This is a genomic window from Gilliamella sp. B14384G10, from assembly GCF_016101685.1.
GTDB classification, from domain to species: domain Bacteria; phylum Pseudomonadota; class Gammaproteobacteria; order Enterobacterales; family Orbaceae; genus Gilliamella; species Gilliamella apis_A.
This window is the reverse complement of sequence record NZ_JACFQA010000001.1, coordinates 236782-249659: the sequence shown is the minus strand read 5'-3', so window position 1 is coordinate 249659 and position 12878 is coordinate 236782. Positions and strand designations below refer to the sequence as shown.

10 protein-coding genes and 1 pseudogene are annotated in these 12878 nt (G+C 33.2%); 7 read left to right on the top strand and 4 right to left on the bottom strand.

Annotation, left to right across the window (positions count from 1 at the left end; all coding sequences use genetic code 11):
• Positions 1-67: 67 nt before the first annotated feature.
• Both H3T54_RS01225 and H3T54_RS01220 read right to left on the bottom strand, forming a co-directional pair.
• Complete coding sequence (locus H3T54_RS01225) at positions 68-649, bottom strand: hypothetical protein (RefSeq protein WP_198200233.1); 582 nt, start codon at positions 647-649, stop codon at positions 68-70.
• Positions 650-833: 184 nt separating this feature from the next.
• The gene (locus H3T54_RS01220) at positions 834-1754 is read right to left on the bottom strand and encodes an ABC transporter substrate-binding protein (protein WP_198220467.1); all 921 of its coding nucleotides are present in this window, start codon (positions 1752-1754) and stop codon (positions 834-836) included.
• Positions 1755-1924: 170 nt separating this feature from the next.
• On the opposite strand from H3T54_RS01220, the gene H3T54_RS01215 reads away from it, so the two are divergent.
• The 3 genes from H3T54_RS01215 (at position 1925) to H3T54_RS01205 (ending at position 5620) form a co-directional block, all read left to right on the top strand.
• Entirely contained in the window at positions 1925-3901 is a 1977-nt protein-coding gene (locus H3T54_RS01215; RefSeq protein ID WP_198220460.1) for a TonB-dependent receptor domain-containing protein, read from the top strand.
• 193 nt (positions 3902-4094) lie between these two features.
• Complete coding sequence (locus tag H3T54_RS01210; protein ID WP_131798859.1) at positions 4095-4388, top strand: hypothetical protein; 294 nt, start codon at positions 4095-4097, stop codon at positions 4386-4388.
• A gap of 260 nt (positions 4389-4648) precedes the next feature.
• Positions 4649-5620 (top strand): sugar-binding transcriptional regulator, encoded by a 972-nt coding sequence (locus H3T54_RS01205; RefSeq protein WP_198220459.1) that lies wholly within the window; start codon positions 4649-4651, stop codon positions 5618-5620.
• A gap of 69 nt (positions 5621-5689) precedes the next feature.
• Here the strand turns inward: H3T54_RS01205 and pssA are convergent, their stop codons facing one another.
• Both pssA and ydiK read right to left on the bottom strand, forming a co-directional pair.
• Entirely contained in the window at positions 5690-7045 is a 1356-nt protein-coding gene (gene pssA, locus H3T54_RS01200) for a CDP-diacylglycerol--serine O-phosphatidyltransferase (protein WP_198220458.1), read from the bottom strand.
• 138 nt (positions 7046-7183) lie between these two features.
• A complete protein-coding gene (gene ydiK, locus H3T54_RS01195) occupies positions 7184-8236 on the bottom strand; it encodes an AI-2E family transporter YdiK (protein WP_198220457.1) in 1053 nt (350 codons plus the stop codon).
• Between the two features lie 104 nt (positions 8237-8340).
• On the opposite strand from ydiK, the gene eco reads away from it, so the two are divergent.
• The 4 genes and pseudogenes from eco to potH all read left to right on the top strand — a co-directional run.
• Positions 8341-8835, top strand: a complete 495-nt coding sequence (eco, locus tag H3T54_RS01190; RefSeq protein WP_232350096.1) for a serine protease inhibitor ecotin — start codon at positions 8341-8343, stop codon at positions 8833-8835.
• A gap of 312 nt (positions 8836-9147) precedes the next feature.
• Positions 9148-10257 carry an extracellular solute-binding protein gene (locus tag H3T54_RS01185; RefSeq protein WP_198201144.1) on the top strand — a complete coding sequence of 370 codons (1110 nt, stop codon included), beginning with the start codon at positions 9148-9150 and terminating at the stop codon, positions 10255-10257.
• 101 nt (positions 10258-10358) lie between these two features.
• The gene (gene potG / locus H3T54_RS01180) at positions 10359-11495 is read left to right on the top strand and encodes a putrescine ABC transporter ATP-binding subunit PotG (protein ID WP_220000047.1); all 1137 of its coding nucleotides are present in this window, start codon (positions 10359-10361) and stop codon (positions 11493-11495) included.
• A 312-nt stretch (positions 11496-11807) separates the two neighbouring features.
• Positions 11808-12692, top strand: a pseudogene (potH, locus tag H3T54_RS01175) (putrescine ABC transporter permease PotH); the annotation flags it as partial.
• Positions 12693-12878: the final 186 nt, after the last annotated feature.

The window sequence follows — 12878 nt, the reverse complement described above, 5'->3', positions numbered from 1 at the left end:
CTAATTAATATCAATTAAAAATATCCTCTCTAACCATATCAAATTAAGAGTTATTAAAACTGTTTTATTAAAGCCCTTCATAAATTTTTATTTCATTTTGCTGGTCTTCATCCCCATAGTATTCGAAGAAAAGATCGGATTCATATATAATTTTTAGTTTACCTTCTGCGTGGCGATTTCCTTCTAGTAGTAGACTAATACCAGATTGTTTGAAGTTAGAAAAATAGACGCCACAACCTTGATATCCTAAACATTGATAAAATTCGTCACTTTCTCTATATACTTTTAGACCGATTTCTTCAAGAGATTCCGCTTTGCCATATTTTTTTGTTAATGCTTCTTTATATTTAAAATATGCATTTTTACCTTCAACTCCATACGGATCCCTTGTAATTTCCTCACTTAATACTACTTTTATCAAACCTAATTGCTTATGAGCTAATAACTTATATGAAGTAAAATTAGGTAACGTTATAGGAGGGTTAGGTAGTTCATATATGATCAAATCATTTTGTTCAATTATTTCTTTTGCTTTATATTTTGAAACAATGTCCGATATTGGTGCCCCCCATGTTAAACCTATTGGAGCATCTGCACGCGCGTGAACCATGAAAGGAAATAATACTGCAACTAACAATAGTTTTTTCATTAATGTTTACTCACCTTATATTAAATTGGCGTGTAATAATAAACAATAAAAAACATTTATCAATCATTTGATAGGGAGTATGTGAAATATTCTGAGGAAGGGCAAGGCAAAGCTGTTAATTAAAAAACCCTTATAATGATAAGGGCTTTTGTGAAAGGAAGTTAATTTATCATAAAAAATCAAATTACTTTAATGCATTAATTACTTCATCAATTTGACGATCTAAACTTTCAGCTCCACCACCTGATAAATACCAAAGATCTGGTGTTAAATAAACCACTTCAGTTTTGCTTTTCGCTAATAATTTTGCATTGAAGAAGTCATCTTTCATCGCAGACTGACCAATTGCTTTACTACGGTCTACAACATAAATAACATCTGGTTTGACTTTACTGATGAAACTATTATCAATAAAGGTTGGTTTTGGTTTTCCAATACCATTGGTTGGTTGTGGCGCTAATGGCACTGCCCGTTTTACATGTAACACATCATGGATTAATGCTGCGCTAGAGCTTGCATTAATAAGGATCATTTTACCGTCATTATGAATAGCTACAATTGCTTTTTTATCACTAGTTTGAGCAACAGATTGAGCTTTACTTAATTTGGCATCTAATGATTGAATCAGATTGTTAGCTGTTTCTTCAGTACCAGTGATATTTGCTAATACATTGATATGATTTTTGGTTGATTCAAGATAGTTTTTGGCATCAACGCTTAAATTAATGACTGGAGCAATTTTAGTGAATTCTTCCGTATGGCTTGCTTGTCGGCCGTCAATGATAATTAATTGCGGTTTAGCTTGTTTGATTGCATCAATATTTGGTTCTTTCATATTACCTGTATCAATAACGTTTGCATTTTTATATTGTTGAAGATAAGTCGGAAGAACAGAAAGAGGTGTTGCTGTTACAATTGATCCTTTACCTAAAGCATCTAATGTATCTAAGGCTCCATAATTCATCACTACAACTTTATTTGGTGATTTAGGTACAACAACTGATTGTTTATTATCAGGATTTACTGTAATTGACGATTGACAACCAGTCAAACCTAACATTAACGCTGCTAAGCTACTTAATAATAGTTTTTTCTTAGTATTCATAATTAGTTCCTATATGTATGATGCAAATGATAACTATTATTGTTTAAGGTATGTTAATTGTCTAGTAATAAATAATTTTTCGTAAGGATATTGATAATTATTCTCATATAGTATATTGTTATCGGCAGATTTCTTTGCAAAATATCAATATAATTAATAGGGTTATAACAATGAATACGAAGTTTAAGTTGGCTACACATGTCTTAAATACAAGTATTTTATTATCATTATCAGGTTTAGCGATGGCGGCTGATGATAAAAATACTGATACTATGGTAGTGACAGCATCAGGATTTTCACAACAAATTAAAGAGGCTCCTGCAACAATTTCAGTGATCACTCCGGAAGAAATTAGCAAAAAGCCTTATCGTGATGTCACCGATGCTCTGAAAGATATTCCAGGTGTTACTATATCTGGAGGTGGAGATAAGACTGATATTAGTATTCGTGGTATGGATGCCAAATATACTTTATTATTAATTGATGGTAAAAAAGTTAGTACGCGTGAAACTAGACCAAATAGTGATAATTCTGGTTTTGAACAAGGCTGGCTACCTCCATTAACTGCCATTGAACGTATTGAAGTTGTTCGTGGCCCTATGTCTTCTCTATATGGTTCAGATGCTATGGGTGGTGTAGTCAATATTATTACTAAAAAGGTCTCAAATACTTGGCATAGTGGGTTACGTGTTGAATCAATTATGCCTTATCGTTCAGATGAGAAAAATACCTATGTAGGAAGTTTTTCAACGATGGGCCCGATTATTGATGATATTCTAGGTATTCAATTATATGGTCAATATTCAAACCGTCATGAAGATAAATATTTAGGCGGTCATGCACAACAAAAACTAAGAAGTATAAATGGAAAGCTATCACTTAATGCTTTTGAAACACAAAAATTTGATTTTGATTTTGGTCACGCATTACAAAATTCAGGCTCTACTGATAAAAAAACTTTAGAAAAAGGTAGAGGTGATATTAATCGTGATAATCATCGTAATTCATTTGGGCTTACACATAATGGATTATTTGGTAATGTAACAACAACTTCTTATATTTCTCATGAAGAAAATAATAATTTAGCTAGAAAAATGAAAATTCGTAATACCGATGTAGATTCTCGTGTTACGATTCCTTTTAGCATTAATATGTTAACTGTAGGTGGCAAATATAATTATCAAGAGTTACATGATAAAAGTAATGAGATAGAAAACAGTATTTCTAAAATTGATCGATGGAGCTATGCATTATTTGCGGAAGATGAAATAAGTATTATCGATAACTGGAGCATAACAGCTGGTTTGCGTTATAACAAAGATGAAAACTATGGTAGCAACTGGAATCCAAGAGTCTATAGTGTTTGGAATATTGATGATAACTTTACCTTAAAGGGTGGTTATTCAACAGGTTTTGCAACACCTCAACTACGTCAAGTTGTACATGATTGGGGGCAATCAACAGGTGGTGCAGGCAAGAAGGGTAAAAAAGGGGTAATTCTTGGTGAACCTAATTTAAAACCAGAAAAATCTGATAATTTTGAAGTCGGTTTTGGATATACTAATGATTATGGTATTGATGCTTCTGCAACAGCATTTTATACCAAATATAAAGATAAAACACAAAGTTATTATCTTTGTAATGATGAATCAAAAAAACAACGATGTAGAGTAGAAGGTTCCAATAAAAAATTTGATTTCGTTCAGAAATGGCAGAACGTAGATAAAGCAGATCTTAAAGGTTTAGAACTATCATTTAAAACACCATTGTTTACTGATTTCTTGCTAAGTTCTAACTATTCTTGGACTAAAACAGAACAAAAAACTGGTCAAAATAAAGGTAAACCTTTAAATCGTACACCTAAGCAAAAATTCAATACCCAACTTGATTGGAACCTAACTCAACAATTGGATCTTTGGACTAAAGTTGCTTATTATGGTGTAGAAAGTACTACAAACCGAAACGGTAAGAAAATTGAATACCCAGGTTATACCTTCTGGGATGTGGGTACATCTTTCCAAATAAATAAAAATGCTAAAATTTATGGCGGTGTTTATAACTTATTTGATAAGGATGTTTCAAACGATGATTTCGGTAAAACCTTAGAAGGTCGTCGCTATTTTGTTGGTACTGAAATTAATTTCTAATTAATATTCATCAATAAAACTGTTATTATAAATATTGAGTGGCTGTTAATACAGCCATTTTTTATTAATTATATACTATACATAAATATTTTAGTTTATTCGTTATGATTTCGGATTATTTCAAAAAGGGATTTTAAATTAATTCATGTCCAAATTTGGCTGTAAAATTATATTTATTGTTATATTGTTTTTAATGTACTCCCCTGTATATGCTAATAATATTGTATTAGTTAATCTATCTAGATCTAAATTTGTCTTTGACCCGTATGCAGCAATATTTGCGGTAGTTTTAGTTTTTGTTTTATGGCAAGTGTTTAAAATATGGTCAACATGGAAGGTTAAGCAATGGGAGAAAGAACAACAGCAACAGAAGCTGCAGAAGAAAGCTGAAAGAGATCGGTTATTTGCTGAGTCAAGGGCAAGAATGCGCTTGAAAAAACAATTAACTAAACAAAAATCACGGAAGAAAAAAATACCAGAAAAGTAATATCAGTTCTTAGTTGAAATTTCATCAAGTCAGCTAATTTTTTCATTATAAAAATTTTGAGGAAAGGGGTTTTTAGGCTTTCAATTCATCAAGATTTCCTATCAATAATCATTAATAGATAACAAACTTATCAAGCTTAATTAAATATCCTATCTCATTGAATTATTTATTGGTCGTAATACATAGCAAGCTAAAGGATTTTGTAATATATTATCTGTTATGAATGCAAGAAGTTGCTAAAGTGTTGAAAGGCAAATTTAATGGTTATATTTGAAGATAAACAAGAGTCGGAATTACTTACTGAAATTGCAGTCGCATACTATGAGTATGAACAAACTCAAGAAGAAATTGCTCAGCGATTTGGTCTTTCACGCATTAAAGTTGGTCGTTTGCTAAAAAAAGCTAGAGCAGAAGGAATCGTTGAAATAAGTGTTAAATATCATCCGATATTTAGTTCTCGCATTGAACAACAATTTGTTAACCATTTTGGTATCAAACGAGCTTTAATCGCTTTAGATCATCAAGACGAAGAAGAGCAACGTAGACAAGTTGCTGCACTGGTATCGAATTATCTATCTAGTACTTTAAAAAATGGTATGACAGTGGCTGTAGGACAAGGGCGTAATGTTGCTGCTATTGCCAGCCATGTTGGTGTGTTTCCTGAAAAACAGTGTAAATTTATTTGTGGCATAGGAGGTACTCAGCGTGTTGGTGAAATTATTGATGCTGACCACATTAGTCGAAGTTTAGCCAGAAAATTTAGTGCAACTAGTGAAACTTTGTATGCACCAGCTTATGTAGAAAACAGTGAACTCAAAAGGGCATTTACCCAAAATCGGGTTATTAAAGATACATTAGAAAGAGCGGCTAAAGCCGATATTGCTTTAGTTGGTATTGGCGATATGAATGAAAACTGTTATATGGTGCAATTAGGGTGGTTTACTCCACAAGAAGTGACCTATGCAACATTAAATCAAGGTGTTATTGGTGATATTGCCGGATATGGATTTTTTGATATCAATGGCAATCCTGTTGATACAACCATGAATGATCGAGTGATTGGCTTAAGTATTGAAGAATTACGTAATATTCCATGTGTTATTGCTATTGCATCGGAAAATACTAAAGCAACAGCAATTTTAGGTGCACTACGTTCGGGCGTAATTGATATCATTGCGACAAGTGCTTCAAACGCTAGAACTATACTAAGTTTACAACAAAATCTAATCTAATCTAATTTAGCTAATAAGCTATTTGTATTCACATTACAAATAGCCTTGATTAATCTAAATCGAATTTGATTATAATAATCGCTTAATAATTCTATCCACTCTAATCCGGCTTAAACGTTTAATTAATTTATGTACCTGTTTGGGATAGAATTGGCTAGCTTGAATTTGTTGGAAATGGGTGACGATTGTTGTCTTTTCACGAATAGTTATGAGTTCTTGATTCATCTGTTGCTGTAATTCATGTTTAGGATCATGAACAAGTATGGCATTTTCCAAATCTAAACGCCAAGCTCTTGGATTAAGGTTATTACCTGTAATCATCATCCACTCATCATCAACCCAAATACCTTTTAAATGATAAGTTTGATCTTCATCTTTCCATAATCTAATAGTTAACTGTTGTTTATCTATATAATTTTGTAAGCGTTCAACAAAATTTCTTAGGTTAATTTCGTATAAATAAGGTAAACCACCGGAGATGTTGAATGGTTTATCTTCTGGAATATAAAAATCATTAGCTACTTTATCACCAATAATGATTTCAACTTGCTTACCTTTTCTTAATAAACGGATGATGTCACGCACTAATATATTAGGTAAATTAAAATAAGGCGTACAAAAAGTGACTTTTTGTTCAGTCGTGTTTATTAGATGGTGAATAATTTTATTCAGCTGATTATTTCGGCCAAGACCTACAATTGGTGCTACGGATAAAGTATCGCTATCACTATTTCCCGTGTATTGATAATTAGCATCCATAAGATGTTGGCGCAGCTGTTTAATTTCTGACTTAATTTGTTTACGTGTTTTATGTTCACTGACATCTAACCGTTGAACGCCATCAAGTGGCAGAAAATTATCATTAACATAATTCACCATTGTATCAGCTAAAACTTTATTAGTGATAAAGTGATATCGGTCATAACGGTATTTATCAAGTTTATATAAATAAACATTATTTATGCTAGCACCACTATAGGTTACAGTGTCGTCAATTATGAATCCTTTTAAATGTAATACACCTAGAACTTCTCGACGATTAACCGGCACACCATAAACCGGAATATCAATAGATGGATGTTGTTGTTTCAAATCATAATAGTAACGCGCATTCGTTTTAGTTTTATCTTCACCAATTCGACCTCGTTGAGCACGATGCCAATCAACAAAAATTTTAATATCTAAGTTTGGTTGTTGAATTTTTGCTTGATAAAGCGCATCAAGAATTTCACGGCCAGCTTCATCTTGTTCTAAATAAAGTGCAACAATATAGATACGATGTTGAGCTTTTTTAATCTGTTCAAGCAACGCAACTCTATAAGATTTAGGATCGTAAACAATTTGATATTGTTCGGCTTTTTGTTCAAGCTTGGCTAATTCATTTAAATGTTTTTGATGATTATATTTTATAAAGGGTATTCGCATGTTCTAAATATCATTAAAACTGACACAAAGTGTAGAATACCACAATTTGCGTCAGAACATAATACTCCTATTATTCAGGGGGTAATCTATAATTTAATAGATCGGTTTATTGACTCTTTTCTATACCTAATTATGTTTTTAAGCTTGTTCATTAACCCATTGTTGAATAATTTTATAGCTTAAGGCTAAGACTACAGGGCCGATGAATAAACCCATAATTCCGAAGGCTAGAATTCCGCCAATTACCCCAAATAAGATAAGTAGGAAGGGGAGATCGGCGCCTTTCTTTATCAAATATGCTCGCATTACACTATCTAGAGTGGTCAAAATGATAGCCACAACAATTAAAACTATGCCTGATATAATATGCCCATCCCAAAATTGCCAAATGATACAACCTAACATCACAATAACAGGTCCAATTTGAGCGACGCAGCAGATAAATAATATTAACGTTAAAATGCCTGGAAATGGCATTTTGGTAAAGATAAAACTCATTCCGCCAATTAATGCTAATGTAATAGCAGTGACAACTACACCTAATGCCACCGCTCGTATTGATTGGCCTGCTAAAGTAACAGTAGTTGTGCCGTATTGTTTAGATAGACGATTAGCCAAAACATAAACGTATTTAGTGATACTTTCGCCTTTAAGAAACAGTAATAGACTAAAAATAATCATGACACCGGCATGGAAAATAAAAACTCCAATATTGGTTACTTGCTCTAAAAGCCAACCAATCATGATGCCTATATAAGGTTGAATATCGGATATTAATTGTGAACCATCTGTTTTTATAAGCTCAAGCCATTTTTGGTGAACTTCTTCGCCAAACATAGGAATATTGACCAACCAGTCGAAGGTAGGTAATTCTCGATGTGATAAGGTTTTAACCCATTCGACCAGATAATGACCATTTTGAGCAACACTACTAATGATTAAAATAAAAGGAATAACGCAGACAAATGCCAGAATTATTGCCATGACTAATAAAGATAGCCAACGTTTATTAAAGAGTTTTTGTTGGATTTTGATCATTAATGGCCAAGTTGCAATAACCACCATTACTGCCCAAAAAAAGCCAAATAAAAATACTTCGATCACTCGATAAGTTAGAACAATAAGTAAGCCTATTAAGAGTAAATTCAGAATTAATTTTAATAAATCATCAGTTTTTTTTTCTGCTGGCATTTTTATCTCATATTCATTAATCTAGATAATGTTATTATACGCATTATGTTCTAAAAAGCATACGTTGACGTATTAAGTTAGACAATTTTATTGGAGAAATAAACATGAAAAAATTAATGTTATTAGCTTTGATGGGTGTGGCATTATCTGCTTGCGCAAATACGCAAAAAGCGCCGCAAGAGGTGCAAAAACTAAATGAAATTGCTCCCTATCCGGATGCAAAAGTAGGCTCTACTCGTTATGTTATTCATCTACCTAACTTAAAAGATGAAGTTAATGCTAAAGTAGAGATTTTAATTGGTAAAGAGATGAATGTTGATTGCAATACTCAAAGTTTAGGTGGAATTGTTAAAGAAGAAGAGCTTAAAGGTTGGGGGTATTCTTACTATGTCGTTGAAGAAACTAAAGGTAGCATTTCTACAATGATGGCTTGCCCTGAAGGCGCTAACGAGAATAAATTTGTTTCTATCAACCATAAGTTAGGTTTATTGAATTATAACAGCCGTTTACCATTAGTATTCTACGTTCCAAACGATTTGACGGTTAAATATCGTGTATGGCAACCAGAAGCAAAAATTTTGCAAGCTAGTGCCGAATAAAAAAAGTAAATTAATTGTTAATAGCTAGCTAAAAAAGGGTTGATTGATTAAAATGTAGTCACTTAGCCCTTAATCTTAGAATATTTGATTTTTTAAGTAGACATCTGAAAAAAAAAAGGTATTTTATCCCTCGTAATGCAAGGTTAGCTCGACATGTTCATTAATTATATTAATAACTTGTGATTGCCTGATTACCTCGGTTTCACCATATTATTTAATGAGTAATAATGGTAAAATTTGGGGGTCCGTTGTATTAAACAATGGGCTTGTGTCTAACATGTAATATCCCTAACTAGAGGAGAAGTGGTGAGCATGTTTACTCAACGTAAAACAATTCTTTCAATCATCGCTGGTGTATCACTAGCATTATCTCAATCTGCTGTAGCTAAAGACCGTGTGGTGCATTTTTACAACTGGGCCGGTCAAATTGGTAATAGCACAATCACTGATTTTGAAAAATCAACTGGTATTAAACTGGTTTATGATGTGTATGATTCCAATGAAGCTCTTGAAGGTAAATTAATGGCCGGTCATTCTGGTTTTGATGTAGTTTCACCTTCAGATAGTTTTTTAGCTAGACAGATTAAAGCTGATATTTATCTACCGTTAGATAAAAGTAAATTGCCTAATTGGAAAAATCTTGATCCTAATTTAATGAAATTAATGGCTAACCATGATCCAGATAATAAGTATGCAATCCCTTATGTATGGATGACTACTGGTATTGGTTATAACATTGATAAAGTTAAAGAACGTCTTGGAGAGGATGCTCCTGTTGACAGTTGGGATTTAGTTTTCAAACCCGAAAATATGGAAAAACTTAAAGATTGTGGTGTGGCATTCTTAGATGCTCCAACTGAAATCTTAGCAAGTGCTCTTCAATATTTAGGTAAAGATCCAAATAGTACTGATGCAAAAGATTATACTGGTGCAGCTTACGAATTGTTGGAAAAAGTAAGACCAAATATCCGTTATTTCCATTCATCTCAATATATTACTGATTTAGCTAATGGTGATATTTGTGTGATTTTAGGTTGGTCAGGTGATATTTTACAATCCCGTGATAGAGCGAACGAAGCTAAAAATGGTGTGCATGTTGGATATCAAATTCCGAAAGAGGGCGCATTAGTGTTCTTTGATACTTTTGCTATTCCAAAAGATTCTGCAAATCCTGATGAGGCTCATGAGTTTTTGAACTTTGTTATGAAACCTGAAATTGCAGCTCAAGTTACTAATGATGTTAATTTCGCTAGCGCTAATAAAGTTGCAAATGATCAGTTTGTTAAGCCAGAAGTGAAAAATGATCCAGCGGTTTATCCAAAACCAGAAGTGATGGAAAAATTATTCACTTTAACGGTGAAAGAACCTAAACTTGAACGTGTGATTACTCGCACATGGACAAAATTGAAAACGGGTAAATAACCGTTTGAAAATGTCAACTAATTGACTTATATATTCTAGACGGGGAGATTTTAAATCTTTCCGTCTCGTTTTTTTTGGCTTGTTGTTATGAGGAAAAAAGCGTGAACGATAAAACAACAAATCAGGTACAGCCTAAAAAAAAGATGATAACTCCATTATTGGAGATCAAAAATTTAACTAAAGTTTTTAATGATGATTATTATGCCGTTGATGATGTCAATTTAACCATTTATACCGGAGAGATTTTTGCTTTATTGGGCGCTTCTGGTAGTGGTAAATCAACTTTATTGCGGATGCTTGCCGGTTTTGAACAACCGACTTCTGGACAAATTATTTTAGATGGTAAAGATTTATCACAAGTACCTCCTTATAATCGTCCTATTAATATGATGTTTCAATCGTATGCTCTTTTTCCTCACATGACGGTTGAGCAAAATATTGCCTTTGGGTTAAAACAAGATAAATTAGATAAAAATGAAATTAAACATCGTGTTGAAGAGATGTTGGCGCTTGTACATATGGAGCAGTTTGGCAAACGTAAACCTCATCAACTATCAGGTGGTCAAAGACAACGCGTTGCATTAGCTCGAAGTTTAGCTAAAAGACCAAAATTACTATTGTTAGATGAACCAATGGGGGCATTGGACAAACAACTTCGTGATCGAATGCAGCTTGAAGTAGTTAGCATTTTAGAACAAGTAGGCGCAACCTGTGTAATGGTTACCCATGATCAAGAGGAAGCTATGACCATGGCTGGTCGTATTGCGATTATGAATAAAGGCCAATTTGTGCAAATAGGTGAGCCTGAAGAAATCTATGAACATCCAAACAGCCGTTATAGTGCCGAGTTTATTGGTTCAGTAAATGTTTTTGATGGCATCTTACAAGAAACCTTAGAAGATGGATTAATCATCAGTTGTCCGATGATTAAACATCCATTAAAAGTTGATTATGATTCACCTGCAGTAGAAGGTGTACCAATTCAAGTCGCATTACGGCCTGAAAAAATTAAACTCTGTGATGAAATTCCAGACAATGGTTACAATGTTGCAACTGGTGAAGTAGTTGAAATTGCCTATTTAGGTGATCTTTCTATTTATCACGTTAAATTACAAAGTGGACAAATTATTATTGCTCAACTACAAAATGAACATCGTTATCGTAAAGGAATGCCAACTTGGGGTGATATTGTTAATCTTAGTTGGGAAATTGATAGTTGCGTTGTGCTTACCGAATAAACACAAGAGGATATATTGATGCGATCCATTTTATGGGGTTTGTTGTTAAATGCCTTAGTGTTACTTGGTGTTTATTTACGTTTTGTAACAATAAATGCATTTGACAATCTGTTTTTAGATGCGTTATTCACGGCAATGGTATTAAGTCTATTATTATCCTGTCTAGGCACATATTTGGCACATTATAAGCCATCTAAATTTGCTTATCGGCTAATTATAGCGGGTAGTATTGTCTATATACCTGCAGGGTTAGGTTTAGTTGCGATCTATTATGCTTATCGAAAGATGCGATTACAACGTGATGAATCCGACCTGATGACACTATATGGCCGTCTATTGGTAATAGCTATTCCATATTTTTGGATGTTGTTATTATTCTTATTACCGTTTTTGATTGTATTTCGAATCAGCTTTTCTGAAGTAGCGATAGCCGTGCCACCTTATACCGAACTGTTTAGTTATGAAGATGGCCTAGTTAATATTGTTTTAAACGTTGGTAATTATTTTAATCTACTCGAAGATACAATTTATCTAGACTCGTATTTACAATCATTAAAAGTTGCTGCAATTTCAACTTTGTTATGTATTTTGATCGGTTATCCTTTAGCTTGGGCTATTTCGCAATGTAAACCGTCAACCAGAAATATTTTATTACTATTAATCATATTGCCATCATGGACTTCGTTTCTAATTCGGGTTTATGCATGGATTGGTATTTTAAATCCTAATGGTCTATTAAATAATTTCTTGATGTGGTTAGGGGTTATTGATCAGCCATTAATCATCATGAAAACTTACCTAGCTGTTTATATCGGTATTGTTTATTCTTACTTACCTTTTGTGGTATTACCAATTTATACCTCATTAAGTAAAGTCGATACAACGCTGATTGAAGCTGCGTTAGATCTTGGTTGTAAACCAATTAAAACTTTCTTTAAGATTATTGTACCGTTAACCAAAAATGGCGTTATTGCCGGTGGGATGTTGGTCTTTATTCCTGCGGTAGGTGAATATGTTATTCCTGAATTATTAGGTCCTTCTGATGGTCTAATGATTGGTACCCAATTATGGGCTGAATTCTTTAATAATCACGATTGGCCAGCCGCTTCAGCCGTTGCAACAGTGATGTTATTGATATTAATTGTGCCTATTTACTACTTTAATAAGTTTCAAAACCGACAAATGGGAGGTAAATAAATGAATAATTTACCATTAGTCATGCGCTCAGCATTGATTGTTTTTATCTCTGCATTATTAGGTTCAATAGTGCTATCGGTTTTGATTTCTGCATCAGGATTTGCGTTATTAGGTAGTGGTAGCTTATATGTAGGGTGTTTTCTATTTAGCCTTATCCTAACAATTATTGTCACAATTGCATTATTA